The 21,629-nt window shown below is 47.3% G+C and carries 22 protein-coding genes and 1 riboswitch; all 22 genes read left to right on the top strand.

The annotated features are described in order from the left end of the window. Nucleotides 1–147 precede the first annotated feature (147 nt). Complete coding sequence (locus tag P22_RS03665; protein ID WP_054258871.1) at nt 148–2,055, top strand: TonB-dependent receptor plug domain-containing protein; 1,908 nt, start codon at nt 148–150, stop codon at nt 2,053–2,055. Nucleotides 2,056–2,137: 82 nt separating this feature from the next. Further along, entirely contained in the window at nt 2,138–3,106 is a 969-nt protein-coding gene (locus tag P22_RS03660; protein WP_054258870.1) for a TIM barrel protein, read from the top strand. Between the two features lie 4 nt (nt 3,107–3,110). Further along, nucleotides 3,111–4,091, top strand: coding sequence for an ABC transporter substrate-binding protein (locus tag P22_RS03655; protein WP_054258869.1), 981 nt, complete (start codon nt 3,111–3,113; stop codon nt 4,089–4,091). Continuing rightward, nucleotides 4,084–5,127, top strand: coding sequence for a FecCD family ABC transporter permease (locus P22_RS03650; protein ID WP_054258868.1), 1,044 nt, complete (start codon nt 4,084–4,086; stop codon nt 5,125–5,127). The genes P22_RS03655 and P22_RS03650 overlap by 8 nt, the downstream gene beginning before the upstream one ends. Beyond that, nucleotides 5,124–6,389 (top strand): ABC transporter ATP-binding protein, encoded by a 1,266-nt coding sequence (locus P22_RS03645; RefSeq protein ID WP_235814544.1) that lies wholly within the window; start codon nt 5,124–5,126, stop codon nt 6,387–6,389. Before P22_RS03650 ends, P22_RS03645 begins: the two co-directional genes overlap by 4 nt. A gap of 43 nt (nt 6,390–6,432) precedes the next feature. After that, nucleotides 6,433–7,536, top strand: coding sequence for an adenosylcobinamide amidohydrolase (locus P22_RS03640; RefSeq protein WP_054258867.1), 1,104 nt, complete (start codon nt 6,433–6,435; stop codon nt 7,534–7,536). 43 nt (nt 7,537–7,579) lie between these two features. After that, complete coding sequence (locus P22_RS03635) at nt 7,580–8,215, top strand: MotA/TolQ/ExbB proton channel family protein (RefSeq protein WP_054258866.1); 636 nt, start codon at nt 7,580–7,582, stop codon at nt 8,213–8,215. Beyond that, the gene (locus P22_RS03630) at nt 8,202–8,609 is read left to right on the top strand and encodes an ExbD/TolR family protein (protein WP_054258865.1); all 408 of its coding nucleotides are present in this window, start codon (nt 8,202–8,204) and stop codon (nt 8,607–8,609) included. Before P22_RS03635 ends, P22_RS03630 begins: the two co-directional genes overlap by 14 nt. 3 nt (nt 8,610–8,612) lie before the next feature. Continuing rightward, complete coding sequence (locus P22_RS03625; RefSeq protein ID WP_054258864.1) at nt 8,613–9,404, top strand: energy transducer TonB; 792 nt, start codon at nt 8,613–8,615, stop codon at nt 9,402–9,404. 101 nt (nt 9,405–9,505) lie between these two features. After that, nucleotides 9,506–10,039: a cob(I)yrinic acid a,c-diamide adenosyltransferase gene (cobO, locus tag P22_RS03620; RefSeq protein ID WP_054258863.1), complete on the top strand. Its 534-nt coding sequence runs from the start codon at nt 9,506–9,508 to the stop codon at nt 10,037–10,039. A gap of 61 nt (nt 10,040–10,100) precedes the next feature. Next, nucleotides 10,101–10,281, top strand: a riboswitch (cobalamin riboswitch). A gap of 108 nt (nt 10,282–10,389) precedes the next feature. Continuing rightward, complete coding sequence (gene cobI / locus P22_RS03615; RefSeq protein ID WP_054258862.1) at nt 10,390–11,088, top strand: precorrin-2 C(20)-methyltransferase; 699 nt, start codon at nt 10,390–10,392, stop codon at nt 11,086–11,088. Between the two features lie 176 nt (nt 11,089–11,264). Next, nucleotides 11,265–12,233 carry an ABC transporter substrate-binding protein gene (locus P22_RS03610; RefSeq protein WP_054258861.1) on the top strand — a complete coding sequence of 323 codons (969 nt, stop codon included), beginning with the start codon at nt 11,265–11,267 and terminating at the stop codon, nt 12,231–12,233. Next, nucleotides 12,223–13,233, top strand: a complete 1,011-nt coding sequence (locus P22_RS03605; protein ID WP_054258860.1) for a FecCD family ABC transporter permease — start codon at nt 12,223–12,225, stop codon at nt 13,231–13,233. The genes P22_RS03610 and P22_RS03605 overlap by 11 nt, the downstream gene beginning before the upstream one ends. After that, a complete protein-coding gene (locus tag P22_RS03600; protein ID WP_054258859.1) occupies nt 13,233–14,051 on the top strand; it encodes an ABC transporter ATP-binding protein in 819 nt (272 codons plus the stop codon). Before P22_RS03605 ends, P22_RS03600 begins: the two co-directional genes overlap by 1 nt. Continuing rightward, entirely contained in the window at nt 14,048–14,890 is an 843-nt protein-coding gene (locus P22_RS03595; RefSeq protein WP_054258858.1) for an ABC transporter ATP-binding protein, read from the top strand. The genes P22_RS03600 and P22_RS03595 overlap by 4 nt, the downstream gene beginning before the upstream one ends. Further along, a complete protein-coding gene (locus P22_RS03590; protein WP_054258857.1) occupies nt 14,887–15,627 on the top strand; it encodes an ABC transporter permease in 741 nt (246 codons plus the stop codon). Before P22_RS03595 ends, P22_RS03590 begins: the two co-directional genes overlap by 4 nt. A gap of 298 nt (nt 15,628–15,925) precedes the next feature. Further along, a complete protein-coding gene (gene rpsD / locus P22_RS03585; RefSeq protein ID WP_054258856.1) occupies nt 15,926–16,519 on the top strand; it encodes a 30S ribosomal protein S4 in 594 nt (197 codons plus the stop codon). A gap of 36 nt (nt 16,520–16,555) precedes the next feature. Further along, the gene (locus P22_RS03580; RefSeq protein ID WP_054258855.1) at nt 16,556–17,206 is read left to right on the top strand and encodes a hypothetical protein; all 651 of its coding nucleotides are present in this window, start codon (nt 16,556–16,558) and stop codon (nt 17,204–17,206) included. A gap of 140 nt (nt 17,207–17,346) precedes the next feature. After that, the gene (locus P22_RS03575) at nt 17,347–17,616 is read left to right on the top strand and encodes an STAS domain-containing protein (RefSeq protein ID WP_054258854.1); all 270 of its coding nucleotides are present in this window, start codon (nt 17,347–17,349) and stop codon (nt 17,614–17,616) included. 64 nt (nt 17,617–17,680) lie between these two features. Next, nucleotides 17,681–18,115, top strand: coding sequence for a flavodoxin (locus tag P22_RS03570; RefSeq protein ID WP_054258853.1), 435 nt, complete (start codon nt 17,681–17,683; stop codon nt 18,113–18,115). Between the two features lie 34 nt (nt 18,116–18,149). Continuing rightward, nucleotides 18,150–18,791, top strand: coding sequence for a DUF3793 family protein (locus P22_RS03565; protein WP_054258852.1), 642 nt, complete (start codon nt 18,150–18,152; stop codon nt 18,789–18,791). A 456-nt stretch (nt 18,792–19,247) separates the two neighbouring features. Further along, nucleotides 19,248–21,620, top strand: coding sequence for a ferrous iron transport protein B (gene feoB, locus P22_RS03560; protein WP_054259073.1), 2,373 nt, complete (start codon nt 19,248–19,250; stop codon nt 21,618–21,620). Nucleotides 21,621–21,629: the final 9 nt, after the last annotated feature.

The following is a 21,629-nucleotide window of genomic DNA, read 5'->3' as shown; positions in this document are numbered from 1 at the left end:
GGAACAAAGCAGTATCTTATTTTCCCCGGCTATAGTATGCCGGGCTTTTTATTGGCTTTGTTTTAGCAGACATGCAAAGGCCTTCCCTGTTATGGGGAAGGTCTTTTTTGTTTAAGACAACACACGATACAGGGGGAGAAATAAAAAATGTTCAAAAGAGAACTACGGGGCAGAGTGATACTCTGTACTTTGATCGGCAGTATGTTGCTATTTGAACTTTCGGGTGCGTCCCTTGCGGAGGAACAGGAAGAGATTTTTTCCTTTGATCCGCTGGTAGTTACCGCCACAAAAACACCGGTAAGACTTTCTGAATCCAATGCTAATATGACGATTATCTCCCGTAGTGAGATTGAGGACAATCATTATTCCAACTTAACAGAAGCATTGCGGACTGTGCCCGGAGTAACGATTAATAATTTCGGTACCGGTATTGGTTATGAACAGTCGAATATGCTTCGCATTAACGGTTCTGATAAAATAGTTGTACTGGTTGATGGTGTCAGGGTTGATGCTGCTGGAGTGAATTTTGCCGCCAGTGCGTACAGCAACCTGGATAATGTTGAAAGGATTGAAATTTTAAAAGGGTCGGCCGCTGCCTTATATGGTGCAAATGCCAAGGGCGGGGTCATTCATATCATTACCCGCAAGGCAACGGAGAATAAAACTACGTTGACCTATACCGGCGGTAGTTATGGTAAAGAAAATTATTCTTTTATGAATCAAGGCAAATCCGGTGATTACAGCTGGTTTATTACCAGTCAAAAAGATATCATGGGAGACTATAAAGATGCTAACGGCACTACCGTTCCGGAACACCGCAATGCGGAAACCAACACCTTTAAATTAACCAAAATAATCAATGATAGGTCTGATATAACCTTTGATTATCAGCAGTATCAATCAGATTATATGTATTCGGGTACCAATCATTATTTGCATCAGCGTAATCCGGGAAGTATGGATAATTACGACTGGAAGCTGATTTATACGAATCAATTAACAGATAGTCTACAAAACCGGCTGACTTTTTTTAATGGTGTATATGACAATACCTTTCAGACGCAAGATCCTTATTTTGGGTACGGAATTTCTACATCCTGGACAAAAGTGAAAACTTTGCGGCTGCAAGACGAATTTACACAAAAGTATACTGAAAGACATACGATTGTCGGTGGTTTTGAATATTCCCAGGATAAGGTGGTCTCCAGTGAAAATAAGAAGCTAAGTAATTCCGCCTACTATATTCAGGATGAGTGGAATTTTGATCAACGGTGGAAATTAACTTCCGGAATGCGCTACGATGATAGTTCTCAATATGGATCGAATACATCGCCACATATGAATATAGGATATAAAGCCAATGAAGATACCAATTATTATGTTTCTTATAATAAATATTTTATAGTACCGACACCGTATCAGGTGTTTAACAATGTTTATGGAAATTATAATTTAAGGGCAGAAGAGGGCGATAACCTGGAGTTTGGTGTAAATCATAAGCTGAGCAATACGCTGAGCGCCGCATTTCATGTTTTTAAAAGAGATTCCAGCAATGCTGTAGGTTTTGATATGAATTCGTACAAATATGTTAATTTTGATGAAAAGGCCCATGGCTGGGATGTCCAGCTAAACAAACGTTTGACAGAGCGAGTGAATACCTATGTCGGCTATACGCATACGACTGTCGATTCCACTGTTGAACGATCTCGAAATGTAGATGGTTATATTCCGAAAGGGTACTGGAATGTCGGAGTGGATTATCAGCAAGACAAATATGATGTTCATTTGCAAGGGCGCGGTGTAGTTGATAAACCGGGGCCGCAAAACAGTTATACTTATGACAGTTATTTCCCTGAAAATACATACTGGGTGTGGGATTTGGCGGTCAATTACAAGATAGCCAAAAATACAAAGACCTTCTTGCGCGTTAATAATCTGTTTGATAAATTTTATGCAGAACAGTCTTATGCCAGATCCGATTATGGCGGCAGTTCAGGTGAATGGTACACCAGCCCCGGGCGCAATTATCAGATTGGAATCCAGTATCAATTTTAGTTAGGGATTTAACGGAATAAAAAAGGAGAAGCCGGAAGCTTAATGCATTTTCTTTTACAAATTTAATTTTAAGGAAATAATTATGTTACATCTTGTAAACTTATCGAATTACAGCTCGGATTTGGAGTTAATCAATCATAGCGCCACTTGCCTGCGGTTGTTTTTGGAACAGCACCGGTTGGATGGGGTGGAAATGATGTTTTGCGGACCGTGGGATGGGCGGATTCATCGCCGGGAGTGGGTCCGGGGAGTGCATCTTAAATTCTGGCCCTACTGGCTGGATTTTTGGCGCGGGGATTTTCCTGCCCTTATACAGCATTTTGGCAACGAAGAGATGATCATAAAGTCATATGGCGGACTCCGGAGGGAAGACTGGTTGCAGGTTTACCGTGAAAATATCCGTCAGGCAAAAGCGACGGGAGCGGAATATCTTGTTTTTCACGTCAGCCATGCCCGCATTCCGGAAATGTTTAGCGGAAGCTTTGGTGTGAGTGACCGGGAGGTGGTAGAGGCCGCAGCCGAAGTAGTCAACCGGCTGGCCGATGAAATACCGGACGATATGATGTTGCTGTTTGAAAATTTATGGTGGCCGGGATTAACGTTGCAGGAAAGTGAACTGGTTGCCTGGCTGCTGGAACATGTAACCCCCGCTCAGGTCGGTCTTATGCTGGATACCGGGCATCTGATGAATACCAATACGGAATTAAAGAGTGAGGAAGAAGGCGTGGATTATATTATCCAAACAGTGGAACAACTTGGCAGTTACAAACGGTATATTAAGGGAATTCATTTGCATTGTTCCCTGTCGGGACAGTATAGCAAAGAAAGCAGGCAAAAAGCAAACCGGGCCAAACGTGATTACAGTATGAAGGAGGTAATGGACCATGTTTTACGTCTTGATGAACATCGGCCGTTTTCCTCGGCGGCAGTTCGCCGGATTATTGATTGTGTACGGCCTGATTATGTGGTCCATGAATTTATGCAGCTTTCGTTGCAGGACTGGATGGACAAGGTAACCACACAGCAACTGGCGCTGGGAGTGAGACGGTAAGACGATGAAAAGATGGCTACTGTTAGAAATGATGATCTCCATACTGATTGCCATAGCAGTTGGTGGTTGTGGTGCGCCAAATGACCGGACCGATACAGCGGCAGCACATGAGATCACCGACAGCCAGGGGCATGTGGTAAGAGTGCCGTATAAACCGGGGCGTATTGTGTCTTTGACGCTGGGGACGGATGAAATGCTCATGAGCCTGGTGCCGGCGGAACGGATTCTTGCTTTAACGTATTTGGCGGACGATGCGGGTATCTCCAATATCGCTGAACAGGCAAAACAAGTTCCGCGTAAAGTGCGGGCGGAAGTGGAACCGGTAATCGGCCTTCAGCCTGATCTGGTGCTGGCCGCGGACTGGCAGCCGCCTGACCTGATACAGGTCTTGCGGGAGGCCGGGATTGCTGTTTATGTTTATAAAACACCGTCAACAATCGCTGAGATCAAAGAAACCATTTTGTTGATTGCCCAGGTGGTCGGTGAAGAACAGAAAGGGACGGAACTCGTTGCCGGCATGCAGGAGCAACTGGACGGCATAAGGGCAAGATTACAGCCGCTTACCGCTAAGGAAGAAAAGGTGGTTGTTCAGTTGACGGCGGCCGGTGGTGTTGGTGGTACGGGGAGTATTTTTGAGGATATCTGCCGGTATGCCCGTGCTTCCAGCGGTGCTGCCAATATTGGTTTAACGGTAAATGAAGTGCTGACCAAGGAACAGTTGGTAGCAGCCAATCCGGATGTGCTGCTGCTGCCGGCCTGGGATTATTCTGGAAAAACGGACTGGCAGTCCTATGCTGCGATGATTGCCTCCGATTCCGGCTTGCAAAGTGTAAAGGCGGTACGGAACGGACAAATGGTTGCGGTACCGGAACGTTACCTTAGCTGCACTTCACAATATATTGTGCAGGGAGTGGCAGCAATAGCGCGGGCCGCCCATCCGGAATATATGAACACGGAGCCGGGAAAGGCTGGCTATTATGAGTAACGATAAAAGCAGAAAACGCATGTTGTTTTTATCATTGACCCTACTCTTGCCGGCTGTTGTGTTATGGTCTCTGGCAGTAGGCCAAGTACCTGTCCCCGCGGAAACTGTGATGGCGATTATTGGGCAGAAGCTGCACATAGCCGGCCTCACCAATAGCAGTATTTCACCGGAACAGACCGCGGTTATTTGGCATATTCGCCTGCCGCGCGTTCTGGCCGGCCTTTTGGCCGGAGCGGCTTTAGCCGTGTCCGGTGCCGTACTGCAGGGTATATTCAGCAATCCCCTGGCGGATCCGGGTATTATTGGCGTTTCCAGCGGAGCTTCGCTGGGAGCTGTTATTGCCATTGCCACGGGTGTTACCGCCTACAACGTCTTATATATGCCGTTTTTTGCCCTGATCGGAGCTATGCTGGCGGTTATGTTGATTGTCGGGTTAACGATGCGGCATGGTAAAATTTCGGTCATGCTGCTGCTGCTATCCGGTGTCGCGGTGAGCATGCTGCTGGGGGCTATGACTTCGGGGATTTTGACCTTTATGAATGAGCAGCGCATCCGGGAATTTTTATTCTGGTTGGTCGGCGGTCTGGATTACCGGCGGTGGGAACATGTTTATATGACGGTTGGGCCGGTCATGGCCGGAATTATCTCCTTATGTTTTGTCGCCCGGCATCTGAATGTTCTGATTCTGGGAGAACAGGAAGCGCGTTCTGTCGGAATGCCGGTAAACACCTTGCGCTTTTTCTTGCTGCTGGCCGCCTCGCTTACTACAGCGGCAGCGGTGTGCATCACCGGTACTATCGGTTTTGTCGGATTGGTAATACCCCATATCCTGCGGTTGATTATCGGGCCGGAACACCGTGCTTTGATCCCCGCCTGTGCGTTAGCCGGCGGACTGTTTTTAGTATTTTGCGATACGTTAGGGCGTCTGATTTTACAACCGCTGGAAATACGGGTGGGCATTATGACGGCATTAATCGGTGCACCTTATTTTCTATATTTGCTGTATAAAGCGCAGAGAAAAGGAGAGCTGTCGTGATTACTGAGGATAACCGGAGAATCATAGCAGTAGAAAATCTTGCCGTGATGCTCCAGCAGCAGTTGGTTTTACGGGACATTCATTTTCAGGCTGCAGCAGGAGAGTTCATTGGTGTTATCGGGGCCAATGGGGCCGGAAAAAGTACGTTGCTGCGCAGCTTACGCGGCTTAATTCCGGCTTCGGCAGGACAAGTCGCAGTGTTTGGCAGGCCGGTGAATCAAATGAGTGAGAACGAAAAAGCCCGGCATATGGCTTATATGCAGCAGGAAGTCCGTATAGGCTTTGACTATACCGTCTTAGAACTGGTTTTGACCGGAAGGTATCCTTACTTATCGTGGTGGCAGAACGAGGGAAGCGAGGATTACCGTATTGCCCGGAAATATTTGGAGTTTACCGGAGTTGGCGCCTTGGCCGATAAAAAGGTTACTCAGGTGTCTGGCGGAGAACGCCAACGTATTTTATTGGCGAAAGTACTGGCCCAGGAAACTCCTGTAGTATTTCTTGATGAGCCGACCGCGAGCCTTGATTTGGGTTATCAGGAAGAAATTTTTCGCTATTGCCGGGCCATTTGCCGGGAAGGGAAAACCGTACTTATGGTAGTTCACGATATAAAAACTGCGGCAAAATATTGCTCCCGTTTACTGCTTATGGCAGGAGGACGGGTCGTTGCCGACGGGACGCCTGCAGCCGTTGTCACTCCGGAGCATTTATCAACGGCGTTTGGCGTGCACTCGGCTGTTTACCTAAATAAAATTACAGACTGTTTGGACATTCACATCTACAGGGGGATGGAGGATGCCGGTAAAAGGGGAACCATTCACGTTATTGGCGGCGGCGGGACAGGTGGTACCTTTATCCGGGTGTTATCCGAAAATGGTTATCAGGTGAGCTGTGGTGTGCTGCAGGAAGGAGATACCGATACGGAAACAGCCCGGGCGTTTTGTGCGACAGCGATAGTGGGACAGTCCTTTCGCGTTATCGACGAAATAGCAGACCGTGAAAACCAAGCTAAGATTATGGAGGCTGAGTGTACAGTACTGGCCAATATTTGTTACGGGAAAGAAAATATGGCTAACTTACAAGCCGCTTTTCTGGCAAAAAAATTGATTGTCATTGAGGATACTTCTGTCCAGGAACGGGATTTTACCGGTGGTGCAGCAACCAAACTATATGAACAACTGGTCATGATGCCCCAGGTAACAGTGATGACGGCAATACAGTGTCTTGATAAAATCAGCATGCGCGAAGGAAGCTTTACATAAAAGAGATGCCGCTTTTTCTGTAACGTAATGAGGGGGGGAGAACATGGAAATATATCAATTAGCTAACGGCGATTCTGTTTACCGCCGTCACAAAAGTATTGTCATTCCTTTTGCAGCGGTGCGGAAAGTTTTGAGTACATCGGTAATGAATGGCGGCTACCGTGAGGATCTTACGGCGGTGTTTAATCATGACTGCAGTCCGGAAACAGGGACAGCTTCCGGGCTGCAGGCGTCAGGTTATGAAGCATATATGTGTTCGGTGGCTGAAAATATGGGCCTTAATCCACCCCATGTCTCGGGAATGGCGACGGCGGCATTAATGGATAATGTGGCTATTCAAGCCGATGAATATAAAAATCTGAATGTGGCGGCTTTAGTTACCGGCGGTATTGAAGTAAACGGCGGACGGGTGGGAGATCCTGCAGCCTATTTTAAACCAGTGGAAAGAAGCAGCCTGCAAAAGTCCGGGACGATCAATATTATATTATCCGTGAATGCGGATATGCCGCCCGGTACGCTGGCGCGGGCACTGGTTACCTGTACGGAAGCGAAAACGGCGGCTTTACAAGAATTAATGGCCGGCAGCAAGTATTCCAGCGGTCTGGCAACCGGCTCAGGGACCGATCAGACCATGATAATCGCGAATCCTTCTTCGCCACTGTACCTGGAAAGCGCCGGCAAACACTCGAAACTTGGCGAATTGATCGGAAACGTTGTAAAAAAGGCAGTGAAGGAGGCCCTGTTTAAACAGACAGGCTTATCGCCGGAGAAACAGCATAGTTTGCTGCGGCGCTTACAGCGCTTTGGCGTTAATGAGGAGATGATCTGGGAAAAACACCGGAATTTTTGCCGGAACCCAATTGACAGGGCCAGGTTTCGGGAACTGCTGTCCTGCTTGGACCGCCAGGATGGTTTAGTTGTGTTTACCTCTTTATATGTTCATTTACTGGATCAACTGAATTGGCAATTGCTGTCACCTGAAGAAGTCTATTGGGGAGGAACGGCCTTGCTGGCTGTTGCGGCCCGGCAGTTTGGGGTAGAAGCACCCTCCATAACGGGGACGGATATGGAGGCCTATCTGGAGGCCTGGGCGAGTATGCTGGCCGGAATTGTTGAACAAACCGTTAAAAAGGAAAGCGGTGGATAGCAGATAGAGTCAGTCTAACTTAGTATAGGGGAGTGGTAAGAAAATGAATGCTATTCTGGAGGGCATGGAACTGTTTCATAAGGGCGGTCCGGTTATGTATTTGCTGTTGTGCTGCTCCCTGCTGGTGATTAGCATTGGCGTGGAACGGTATATATATTATCGTGGGGCAAAGACTGAAATGGCAGGGTTTATTGATCCGCTATCGGCTTTTTTAGCACAAGGGGAGTGGGAAAAGGCGGCTGGGTTTTGCCGGCAGAGGGGTGGCGTGGCAGCCAGACTGGCTGAAAAGGGGCTTCAGTGCCGCCAAAACGGCAGCCGGTACATGGAAAGTGTGCTGGAAGGGGAAGCGGCCTTGACAGTCGGCAAGCTGCGGCAGAACCTGCGCCATCTGGACACGATCGTAACGGTTGCACCCCTATTGGGGCTTTTGGGAACGGTTATAGGCATGATTGGTTCCTTCAGTGTATTCAATCTTAAGGCAGGCCAGCCCATGGCGATTACCGGAGGGGTGGGCGAAGCTCTTATTGCCACCGCCACCGGCCTTTGCGTAGCAACCTTGTCCATGCTGGTATATAGCTATTTTAATCATCGGCTGGATGGGATCATTACCGATATGGAACAAGTCTGCCTGCTAGTGTTAACCTGCCACCGCCGGGAGAATCACCATGAAACTGCGTAATTTGCGAAACGAGCAACAGCCCAGGCTGATGATTATCCCGATGATTGATATTATCTTTTTTTTACTCGTATTTTTTATGATGAGTACCTTATATATGGTGGAACAGCATACCATTCCTGTTAATCTGCCGCAAAGTGTGTCAGGTCAGAGCGATGTTACCGGCAAGGTTATCATAACGGTAACCCGGGAAGGAAATATCCTTTTTGGCGAGGAAGCCATACCCCCAAGTCTGGTAAAAAAAAGGGCGCAACTGGAACTGGCCAAACAAAATAATGTCGTTTTTTTGCTGGGAGCCGACAAAGAAGCGGCCTATGGTGCCATAGTTGCCGTACTGGACGGTCTTAAACAGGCCGGAGCGCAGCGAGTGGCAGTATCTACGGAAAGGAGGCCGTAGGCCATGCTGCAGTTGACGGCTGACCGGCGTTGGCGAAAAGCGTTTATGATATCTTTGATCCTGCATGCGGTTATTATCCTTGGTGTTGGCTGGTTAGCCGGAAAAAGCCCTGTTCCGAGAGACATGCCGGAGGAGTACATCGAGCTGGAATTGGCTCTTACTCCCGATGCAGGGGAATCCGGGGGACTGCAGAGGGAAGAAGACGGGCTCGCAGCAGTAGCAGAGCAATTAGCCGGCTTACCGCAGGTGCCGGTCTCTTCCGAAACTTCTCAGCAGGAGAGGGCGGTTTCTACCGCTAGCCCGGACAGTACGCCGGTTCCGGCAATTGAAACCGGGAGGATGTCGCTTGTAGCCGCTGAAACAAGTACTGATTCCGGACCAAGCGGGGTTGGCGGTTCGGGCGGTAGAGGTACCGGTGGTAACGGAAATGGCGGTACCGGTGCTGAAGGCTCCGGTTCCGGTACAGGCTCCGGTTCGGGGACGGGTAATGGCAATAATGGAGGAAAAAGCAATGACGTGATTGCCCCGGGAGTTTGGTCACAGGTCAAGCCGGCTTATTCGGAAGCAGCCAAGCGCGCCGGGCAGCAAGGCACGGTCATTCTCAAGATTCAGATTCTGCGAAACGGGCTGCCCGGACGGATTAGCATACAGGAGTCGTGCGGTTATACGGGCCTGGATGCTGCTGCAGTTGAGGCAGTGCGGCAGTGGCGTTTTATTCCGGCCAAGGAGCGCAGCACCGGGCGGGCGGTTACCTGCTATACCGTGTTACCGGTAATATTCCGGCTGGAAGAATAACCAGAGAGCCGGTCAAGGTATTGCCACCCGGTATGTTATAATAAAAAATAAACAAGCGTCTGCCAATAGACAGAGCTAATGTAGTAACAGGGAGTGATAGTATGCAGGAACGGCAAGGGTTGATTATTGTTCATACCGGAAACGGCAAGGGCAAGACAACGGCAGCCCTGGGTATGGGGCTGCGGGCCTGGGGACAGGGGATGCGGATTATGGTCATTCAGTTCATTAAAGGCGGCTGGAAATATGGTGAGTTGACGGCAATCGAAAAACTTGGGCCAAATTATGTGATACGTCCTATGGGCGAAGGGTTTGTAAAAGGGGCGGCAGAGAATGAACTGCCGGCTCATCAACTGGCCGCCCGGGAGGCTTTTCAGGCCGCAGAAGAAGAGATAAAATCCGGTAACTGGGACATGGTGATTCTGGATGAGATTAACTATGCTATCGGGATGAAGCTGGTTTCGGTGGAAGAAACGGTAAGGCTGTTGGAGCAAAAACCGGAGGAACTGCATCTGGTTCTGACCGGGCGCAATGCTGCTGCCGAAATCATCGACCGGGCCGATTTGGTTACTGAAATGAAAGAGATTAAGCATCCTTATCAGGCCGGGATAAAAGCGCAAAAAGGCATAGAGTTTTAAAGCCCTGCTCCAGTTGACCTGAGTGCGGAATATATGATAGTATTAAAATTGTATGGCATTAATTACATAACATGAAGCAGGTGCCCATTAGGGCTTAATAGGGAAGTCCGGTGATAAGCCGGCGCGGTCCCGCCACTGTATTGGGGAACAAGCTCAAGATATACCACTGGAAGAGGTTCCGGGAAGGTTTGAGTGCGTTATGATCCAGAGCCAGGAGAACTGCCTGTTTGACAGTCACCGTTTTTACTCACGAGCGATGGGGAAGGGGATTTTACATGTTAGGTGATTCCCGGCTGTTTGCAGGCCGGTTTTTTATTGATATTTTTTAGATAAGAAAGCAGGAGATGCGCATGTCAGGTATATTTTATGGAATTGGTGTAGGACCGGGAGATCCGGAATTACTAACGTTGAAAGCGGTTTCGGTTATCCGGGAAGCGGATGTGATTATTGCCCCTAAAACGGAAAAAAAAGAAGACAGCGTGGCATTATCCATTGCCAAACCATTTTTAAAAAAGGATGTTGAAATTCTAAAGCTGGTTTTCCCGATGGTGTCAAACAACGAAACTCTGACAGAAGCCTGGCAGTATAACAAGGATGTGATTGTAAGTCAGCTAGATGCCGGTAAGAAGGTAATTTTCCTGACTTTGGGTGACCCCATGTTTTATAGTACTTATATTTATGTTTTCCGCCTTTTAGAAAATTGCGGTTATCCGATTGAAACCATCCCGGGAGTACCGGCATTTTGTGCAATCGGCAGCAAACTGGGATATCCCTTGGTGGAGGGAAATGATATTTTAAGTATTATTCCCGCCACCGCTTCCGAGGAAAAAGTGGAAAGGGCACTGGCCATAACGGATAACGTAGTATTAATGAAGGTTTATAAAAATGTAAATGAAATTATAGATAAACTCGACCGGCATAATTTGTCCGGCAATGCGGTGATGATCAGCCGCTGTGGCTTGCCCGAAGAAGAGATTATCCGTGATTTTAGCGAACTGAAAGATAAAAAAGTGAATTATCTATCGACGATTTTATCCCGGCGGGTTTAGTAGCCCCGCGCAGATGCAACCTTATACAAGAGGCTGCTCTCAAATATTCAAAGGCTGAGCTTTTTCTAAACCAACGATGAGGGTTAGGGTAACGGGAAGCTGGCCAATGAAGTTTGGAGTAGCCTTTCTATCTAGGATTGCTGGTTATATATAGAAACGATAGGGGTGCGAATTTCATGGGAGTTAGCAGAAGATTAGTTCTTTTTGTAATCATCACGTTGATTGCCATTCTTCCCGGCTGTGCAAACAAGCCTTCTCAATCAGGAGACACAACGGCCGGTACGGAATACATGTCCATTACGGATGATGGCGGCCGCACAGTAAAACTGGAGCATAAGCCGGCCAGAACGGTTGTGCTGTCTCCTTCTTTTTTGGATATATTATATACTGTTGACGGCACTGCTGTCGGGCGTCCGTCCACCAAAAATCTGGATGTTCCGGCAGCTGCCCGGCAGGTTGCGGAGGTCGGCTATGTATATAATATCAATATGGAAAAGGTAGTCGCCTTAGGACCGGATTTGGTGATTGCCTTCCAGGGTATGCATGAAAAACTGGTGCCGCTGCTGGAAAGCAATCATATACCGGTTATTCTGGTAAAACTGAAAACCTATCAGGATGTGTTGGACAAGGTGAGGTTATTCAGCGCTATTGCCGGGACAAAGGATAAAGGTGAGCAAATAGCACGCCAATTAGAAGCTGAAGTCCGGGCGACTACGGACAAAATACCGGATAAACCGGTTAAAGTCGCTATTTTACATGCAACTGCCAAATCGGTGACCGTGGAACTGGAAAATAGCATAGCAGGAAATGTCGCCAAAATCCTAAAGCTTTCCAATATTGCTGAAGGCAGTCTTCCTTTGGAAGGAGACCCGGACAATACCCCCTTTAGTCTGGAAAAGCTGGTAGAATCCGATCCGGATATCATTTTTGTTACTACCATGGGCAAAGATCCGGAAATTGAAAAAAGAATGCAGACTGATGTGAAAAGTAATCCGGCCTGGGCGGGAGTGAAGGCTGTGCGTAATCAGAAGGTGTATTATCTGCCGCAGGATTTATTTCTTTTAAATCCGGGACTGAAATACCCAGAGGCTGTAGAGTATATGGCCAGTATTGCCTATCCTGAGGTTTTTGGACATGAACAGTAGGCTTGCCGGCACGGTATGGGGAACCAGAAAAATCCGACGGATGCTGCTTCTGTCGCTGTTTGCCGCAATGGCAGTAGTGACGGCTTTATTAAGTATTGCCAAAGGTGCTGTTTATATTGGGCCGGGAGCCATATGGCACATTATCTTTACCGGCGGAACCGATTCGCTTAGTCAGGTTATCTGGAATATCCGCCTGCCCCGAACCCTTGTAGGTGCTTTGGTCGGCTGGAATCTGGCTTTGTCGGGGGCTATTTTGCAGGCAGTTATGCGTAATCCGCTGGCGGATCCTCATATTATCGGTATCTCTGCCGGAGCCGGATTAGCTGGTGTTGCGGTTATGATTCTGTTTCCGCATTTGGAAGTATTAATAACGCCGGTTGCTTTTATCGGTGCCATGGCTGCCGCTGTTGCTATCTATAGTCTGGCCTGGAAAGGCGGCATTCGTCCAGTCCGGATGATTTTAGCCGGCGTAGCCGTTTCTGCCTTTTTAGGTTCCGGTATTTCGGCTTTGATGATTTTTTACAGTGACCGGGTGCATGGTGCATTAATGTGGATGGTAGGAGGCTTGTCTGCCCGCAGTTGGCCTCACGTTGAGATCATCTGGCCTTATGCACTTTTCGGAGGTATACTGGCATATTGGGGTGCTGCCCGACTGAATCTCCTTCAACTGGGTGATGATACCGCCAGAGGGCTTGGTCTGCAGGTGGAAGCAAATAGAACGTTCCTGACTGCGGTAGCTGCGCTGCTGGCCGCCAGTGCGGTCAGTGTCGCTGGATTACTAGGATTTGTGGGATTGATTGTACCCCATGCCGCCCGCCTGTTGGTAGGATCGGATTATCGCTATCTGTTGCCGGCTTCGGCACTGTTAGGCATGAGTGTGGTTATGGGCAGCGATACACTGGCCAGGACGATACTGGCTCCGGTTGAATTGCCGGTTGGCATTATCATGGCTTTTGCCGGTGCGCCGTTTTTCCTTTATTTGCTAAGGAGGGAAATGTAATGGCTATTCTGGAGGCAAAGACTGTATCCGTGCAGCTGGAACAGAAAATGGTTCTGAACCATATTGATCTTGCCATACCCTGTGGCAAGATTACCGCCATTATTGGTCCAAACGGTTCCGGGAAAAGTACTTTACTTAAGACTTTGTCAAAAAATCTGCTTCCCAGCAGGGGCAAGGTTTATTTTAACGGCAGGAATATGGCGGCAATTTCCAACAGGGAACTTGCGCGCAGGCTGGCGGTGCTGTCCCAATCCCCGCAATCTCCGCCGGATTTGACGGTAAGAGATTTGGTGGAATATGGACGGTTCCCGCACCGGAACTGGTGGCAGGGAAGTTTGTCAGAAGACGAAACCGTGGTGGAAGATGCACTGACCGCAACCGGAATGACGGTGTTTCAGGAACGGCTGTTAAGTTCGTTGTCGGGGGGCGAGCGGCAGCGCGCCTGGATTGCGATGGCATTGGCGCAAAGGCCCGAAGTTTTGCTGTTGGATGAACCTACGACTTATTTGGATATCAGCCATCAACTGGAAGTATTGGAACTGGTGGCTGATTTAAATAGAAAAAACGGCATTACGGTTGTTATGGTAGTACATGATATCAATCAGGCGGCACAGTATTCCGACTTTATTGTGGTGCTTAAGGAGGGCACTGTGTTTGCTTCCGGTACGCCAGCGGATTTGATTACCTCTGCCATGCTGCGGGACGTATTCGGTGTGGAGTCTGCTATTCTTCAGATGGACAATCACCGGCCGCTGTTTTTTGTGCGGGGGCTGTCCGGAAAACGGGAAAGGGAAAGTAAGGTGGACATGGATTCATGATAGAGTTGGAAAACTTGACTAAACAGTTTGGCAACCGTACGGCTGTTGACCAACTGACGTTAACGATTGCAAGAGGCGAAACGTTTGGTTTATTAGGTCCAAACGGGGCGGGAAAAACAACGACTATCCGTATGCTGACCATGCTCACGAAACCAACGTCCGGACATATCAGGATTGAAGGGCTGCTGTTGCCGAAGAATGAAAAGAAAGTGAAGGCCTTGATCGGTGTAGTACCGCAATTTTTTAATCTGGATAATGAACTTACCGCGAAAGAAAATCTTGAGCTTCACGGCAGGCTGCATCATATGAGCGTGGCCGACAGGAATGAAAGAATAGAAGCATTGCTGGACTACGTTGACTTGGCCGACCGCAGTTATGATCAGGTTACGACCTTTTCAGGGGGAATGAAGCGTCGTTTAATGATTGCCCGGGCCTTGCTGCACCGGCCGCAAGTATTGTTTCTTGATGAACCCACGGTAGGGCTTGATCCGCAGGTTCGCCGGCGGTTATGGGATCTGGTCCGGCGAATGAATGAAGAAGGACTGACCGTGCTGTTAACGACGCATTACATCGAAGAAGCGGAGCACCTGTGCAGCCGTGTCGCTATTTTGGACAAGGGCAGGCTGATAGCGCTGGATAGCCCGAAAGCCTTATGCCGGCGGTTAGGACGCTTTGTGGTGGAGTGGCCGGAAGGCGAGGAGACAAAGGCACGTTTTTTTGCCGCCAGAGAAGAAGCGGCCAGCTTTGCCGGTCAACTGGCAGTAGCTGCTACCATACGCCATTCCAACCTGGAAGATGTGTTTGTAGAACTTACAGGCAGAAGGGTGGCCGGGGCATGATAAACGATATATGGACAGTATTTTGGCGGGACTGGCTGGTGTTAAAAAGGCGATTAGGCCGTTATGTTTTTGCCCGGATGATATCTCCCCTGTTGTATTTAGTGGCTTTCGGCTGGGGGATAGGAAGGAATATTTCCGTCGGTCAATCCAATTATCTGGATTTTATTGTACCGGGAATTGTAGCGCTTAATTCCATGACAATCAGTTTTAATGCCGTCGGCTCACCACTTAATATGAGCCGTCTCTATCATAAAACGCTGGAAGAGTATCTGATCGCCCCCATTGGCGCCGTTTCCTTTGTAACCGGGAAAATACTGGCAGGAGTTTTGCGGGGCATGATTTCGTCCGCTGTGATCATTTGTTTATCGTTTTTATTTGGAGCGCAATTTTTAGTAAACGGCTATTTTTTACTGATTCTCGTATTAAATTGTGCATTATTTGCCGCATTGGGATTTGTGGCGGCAATGTACCTGAACTCACACGAAGATATGAGCAATTTCAGCACCTATGTACTGCTGCCGATGTCGTTTCTCTGTGCGACTTTTTTTTCGACCAGTCATTTCCCCAAAGTGGTGCGCTGGTTCATTGAATTGCTGCCACTGACTCATGCCAGCCAGGCATTGCGCAGTGTTGCCGGCGGTGGAGCGGTTTCCTTCCTGTCTGTTGCGGTTATGATAGTCTATTTCCTGTTATTTTTCGGCGTCGGAATCTGGCAAATAAAAAAAATGAGCGATTAGGTAATCCCTGTCGGATGATTTGTAACAACATAAGAAAAGCTTAAGAGAACTTCGGCCAATATCTGTCGAAGTTCTCTTTTTATTGACGACTGGCTTGCATGGAATAGCAGATGCCTGGTATTGACAAAAGGGATAGGGGATGATATTATTATCGATAATGATAATCATTATCTAACAGTTTGCTCTAATGATAAAATATTCATGGTGGAGGGCTGTTTGGTGCTTTTGGGGCAAGGCTGGCAATCATCACGCTGCCGGCATAATTTATGCAATAACAAAAAGAGAGGGATAGATCAATATGGCAACAAGAAGCGAGCCAAGGTTTAAGTTGTGTAGAAGGCTGGGGGTGAATATTTTTGGACATCCCAAAGCGATGAACCGGGCGAAGAAAGAAAATGCCAGAGCGGGCAGGAGATTATCGGAATATGGCCTGCAACTATTGGAAAAACAAAAAATTAAGGCATATTATGGATTGTTAGATAAACAATTTGTAAGATATCTGGACCGGGCCAAAAAAAGTAAAGAGATCAGTGGGGTTGCCCTGTTGAAAGCATTGGAATGCAGGCTGGATAACCTGGTATACCGGATCGGTTTTGCTAATTCCATCCGCCAGGCCAGACAGATGGTGACGCATGGGCATATAACGGTTAACGGTGGTAAAGTGGATATTCCGTCTTATGGGGTTAAGGTGGGGGACGTCATTGCTTTACGGGAAAAATCAAGGGAAAATGCCATGTTTGCTGCTAATTTTCAGGAGTTGAAATCATTTGATTTACCTTACATAGAAAAAGATTTTAACGCATTTAGCGGTAAATTGCTGCGCTTGCCCAACCGGGAGGAAATTCCGATTGAGGTCAATGAAATTTTAGTTATTGAGTTGTATTCCAAATAATTTTTGAAAGTACACTCGCTGTTAAGGAGAACTTACATGTGCAAATATGATAATTACCTGTTTTGGGAAGGAGCGCTGGCCAGAAAACAGGATCTTTGGCAGAGTACCTTTGGACCGCTTGCATCGGCTGAAGAGGCTGTTTTTGTCAATACAGCGATTGTTGATTACAGACGGAATATGCTGGATAATAACTGGGCCTGTTATGCCAACAGTAAGTCGTTGCTGGGCTTTGTTCAGTATGTTTACTTGCCGCTGGCGTTTTATTATACGATTCACCAGGACAACGAGCAACTGTTTATTCCGCTGTGTTCCAGAGCGGATTTCCTTGAGTATGTCCGGAATTCCGGTTCGGGCTATGCTCCGCTTATGGAAGCTGCGCTTAACGAACTTGATGGTTATTGGAATCTGGACGATGCTGGATGCCTGGGAAAAATGAAAATGTTTTGCATCGATTTTAATCTGTTGTGGAACCGGTCTGATTTTGTGCTGCATGTCCGTATCTATTCCGACACAATGGAAGTTGCCCAGGATATTATCGATTCCGCTGTTTTTCCGGAAGTATTGGAGGAGGATACCGGGCTGACGGTTCAGCAGCTTCGGAGCATGTGCCGGAATTTCTATGATGGTCCATTCATGCAGAAAAATTTTATCAAAATTTTAAATAACAAAGTCGGGTGTATCGTTTAGAAAAAAGTTGGTTTACTGATAGGCGTGACAATTATTTTGAGGCCTTGATAGAAATGATTTGACAAAATTATTGATAATGACTATCATTATTAATAATCGATGAAATCCTTACATCGGAATGGCAAGCGGGGAGGTTAAATATGTCAATTTGGAGCAAGCTTGATTTTCGTCAGGTTACGATTACGGTGAGTGGTGAAATGTTTGCTGAGCATGTTGATATGCTGAAACACAATTTACTGGACCGCTTACAGTATGGTTATCACCGTGTTTTGCTGGACATGAATTCCGTACGGGAGTTCCCTGTTTCTTTGATTGCCGTACTGGCAGAACTGCGTCAACGGTTTGCCAAACACGGAGGGGAACTGGTGATTGATTATCAAAACGGAATGATCCGGGAATGGGATTCATGAAACGCAGGTAGTAGGGCCTGATGTAAGCCGGGTTTACAATACATAATTTAAGGAGGCAGGACAGATGAAAAAGATAGCGGTTATTTATTGGAGCGGGACAGGGAATACGGAACAAATGGCTAAGGCGCTTGCGGCGGGAGCCGAGGGGCCGGATGCGGAGGTAAAAGTGCTTTCGGTTGATGATGCTACTGTGGACGATGCGATTCAGGCCGATGCGCTTGCCTTGGGTTGCCCGGCTATGGGAAACGAGGTTTTGGAAGAAGGGTCGATGGAGCCGTTCGTTGAATCGCTGGAAGGACAAAAAAACGGCATTCCGATCGTACTATTTGGTTCATATGATTGGGGTAGCGGGGAATGGATGAAAGAATGGGAAGAACGAATGAGGAATCAAGGGTTTACCTTACTGGAGGATGGTCTTATTATTCAAAACACTCCGGATGAAGAGGGATTGGCTGCCTGCCGGGCATTAGGGAAAAAATTAGCTGCTGCTGTTGTCTAAGCGGCATGGTAACGGGAGAAAAGAGGTGAAGGGTATGGCGGACAAGGTTGTTCTTGAACAAAAAGAATTTTTGGCAGTTAAAGCTGAAATAGATGAAGAGGAAGCTTTTTTGAAATGGTTGTCTATCGAATTGGCTCCAACCTTGTGTGGCAGTAAACCTTCTACTATTTTATCGCTGATTGATACAAAATACCGGGCAGCGCTGACAATATGGCGTAAAACGGGTAACAAGATGCTTGCGGTTTCACCGGTACGAACGTTATCTTTGAAAAGTTTGAAAGACAGGGAATGCGTCTTGTTTTACCGGAACGATAAACTAAAACAGTGCATTTGCCAGCCCTCGCATCAGCTATTTCTTGGCAAGATGGGTTATCCGGTGAACCGTGGGATAGGTGCTTGTCTGCAGGAACTCCAGGAACGTTTTCGCGTGTGCTGCCCGCATGAAATTGGCATTTTTCTGGGGATTCCGCTGAAGGACGTACAGGGGTTCATGGGGATTGGTTCTTTAACGGAAACGTGTCGCAAAGAATGGTGTATATATGGCGATATTCAGGAGTCTCTTGACGTTATGGAACGCTTTGCGGCGGATAAGAATCATGTTAACCGATTGCTGCTTAACGGAATGAATCCCGAGGAAATTTTAGCCGGTAGCAGAATATGGCGGAACACGGCATAAAAGAAATACAAGAGATTTCACTGGAGCAGCGCTGTTTTTAAATTTAACTTGCCTATTACTTTAATTGCCAATTCTTGGCCTTAACATGATGTCCGGAGGTAACTGCGTCTGTTCCGGCGGATACGGACCCGCTGGAACAGACGCTCTATAGAGTCTTCGTTCGTGACTGGTATAAATCTGCCAATATGCTTACCAGCAATAATAATCATTATCTACTAAAAATACCAACGTAAATAAGACGGCAAGCGCTAAGGCGTTACAAAGACCAGAATGGGTTTTGAAAAACATAGTAAAATCCTCCTTGCTGCAGTGTATGTATGCAGAAATAAAAAAGTTCTGGACAATGATTTTTCTTCTTGCTTTGTATTGACAGATGAAGTTTTTTTTTATATTATTTACATGAAAATGATTATCAATATCCAACTTACTATAATTGGAAGTACAGGAGGAGAAAAATTGAAAAATACGAATGTAACTGTGGCACTAGCCGGTAACCCGAACTGTGGTAAAACTACGATTTTTAACAATATTACCGGTTCACGCCAGCATATTGGAAATTATCCCGGTGTCACGGTGGAGAGACGGGAAGGCTCACGCCGTTTTCGGGATAATGATCTGGTAATAGTCGACTTGCCTGGTACGTACAGCTTGACGGCTCATGCACTGGATGAAGTTGTGGCCCGCAATGTTATTATTGATGAAAAGCCGGACATTATTCTTAATATCTTAGATGCTTCTAACCTGGAAAGAAATCTTTATCTCACTGCCCAGCTAATGGAGCTGGAGCGCCCGATGGTGTTAGGGCTCAATATGAACGATATTGCTGCCCGTATGGGATTGGAAATTAATGATCGTGCATTAGAGAAGAAACTTGGCGTGCCGGTGGCCAGAACGATTGGAAACCGCAATCAAGGCACGGAAGAATTGTTGAAAACTGTTGTTGATTCGGTGGCTGCAAAACAGGCTAAAGGTTTTAAAATTGACTATGGCGCGCAGATTGAAGAGAAAATTATGCGGCTGACAGCTCAATTAGAGCCTATCGTGGATGCCAAATATCCGGTTCGCTGGCTGGCCATTAAAATTCTGGAAAATGATGAAGATGTAATTAACACGTTAAATTCCGTGCCCGGGGGACTCGCGGTATTGGCGGCGGCAAGAATTGCCAGGGACGAATTGCAGGATGCTTTTGGTGAGGATTTGGAAATTGTAATTGCCGAGCAGCGGTATCGTTTTGCCGGCGAGTTGTACCGTTCGGTTACAAAAGTGCGCAATGCGCAAGCGAATTCTATTTCTGACCGCATTGATAAAATTGTCACACACCGTGTGTTGGGATTGCCAATCTTTTTTGGTGTTATGTGGCTGCTGTTTAACTTCGTATTCTGGGTTGGCGGTTATCCTCAAGAGTGGATTGAGAATGGCTTTGGCTGGCTGGGGGAAATGGTTGGCAGCTATCTGCCGGACGGCGATTTAAAGGCCCTGATTCAGGATGCCGTTATCGGTGGTGTTGGCGGTGTGCTTGTATTCCTGCCTAATATTATATTCCTCTTTTTGGGGATTGCCTTACTGGAAGATACCGGTTACATGACTAGGGCCGCTTTTGTTATGGACCGGGTTATGAGAGGCGTCGGCCTTCATGGCAAATCGTTTATCCCCTTATTGCTGGGATTTGGCTGCGGTGTTCCGGCTATTATGGGCGCCCGTACCCTGGAGAATCCGCGGGACAGGATGGTTACCATTCTGATTGCTCCGTTGATGAGCTGTAGTGCGCGGTTGCCGGTATATACACTGTTAATCAGTGCCTTTTTTGCCAAGGAATATGCCGGTAGTGTTTTGTTCTCTATTTATGTCCTGGGTATTGTTTTAGCTATTATTATGGGGGTTATATTCCGTAAATATCTTTTTGCCGGGGCGAAAGAACCGTTTGTTATGGAAATGCCGCCGTATCATACGCCTACTTTGCGCGGCGTTGTGGTTCATATGTGGGAGCGCAGCGTTCTTTATCTGAAAAAAGCAGGTACTATTATTTTGGCGGCTTCCATTATTGTTTGGTTTTTGACTAATTATCCTAGTGAAGTACCGTTCAGCAAAGATTATGATCAAGCCAAAACGCAAGCGGAAGAACAGGCGGATGCAGAATTAACAGCAAAAATATATCAGCCGCTAAATATTGAAAAAATGGAAGACCATCCTGATCTTGCCGAAACGGTACAAAAAATAGAAGAAATTGAGCAACAGACAGACGAAGAAACGGCCGACCTGGAAGAGGAAAGTCCGGAAATGACGGAAAAAATCCAGGAGAAGGAAAGTAAGCTGGCTGAACTGGAAGCGGAAGTGCCGGAATTTTATCCTTTAGCAGTAAAATACTATGAAATTGATCAGCAAAAGCAGGCAACCCTGGATGAACTGGATAAAGAACAAGCTGGTGAGAAGCTGTCGTTAAGCTATGCCGGGCGTTTAGGCAAGGTGGTTGAACCTCTGCTTCGGCCGCTGGGCTTTGACTGGAAAATTGGTGTTGGCCTTGTTGCCGGGTTTGCGGCAAAAGAAGTTGTTGTTAGTACGATGGGGACTATTTACAGTGTTGGTGATGCGGAAGAAGATGAAGGTGCATTAAAAACCGCCCTGGAAAACGATCCGGTACTTACTCCGCTGGTAGCCTATGCACTTATGGTCTTTGTCTTGATTTATACTCCGTGCATGGCTGCTTTAGCGGTTATTAAACGGGAAACAAATTCCTGGAAATGGATGACATTTAGCGCGCTTTACTCACTGGCGTTGGCCTGGGTCGTTACCTTTATTGTTTACCAGGCGGGGACTATACTGGGCTATTAAATTAAAGGA

It is taken from the genome of Propionispora sp. 2/2-37 (assembly GCF_001298735.1).
Lineage (GTDB): Bacteria > Bacillota > Negativicutes > Propionisporales > Propionisporaceae > Propionispora.
Note: the sequence above shows the minus strand (reverse complement) of the source record. Positions and strands in the feature narration are given on the sequence as shown.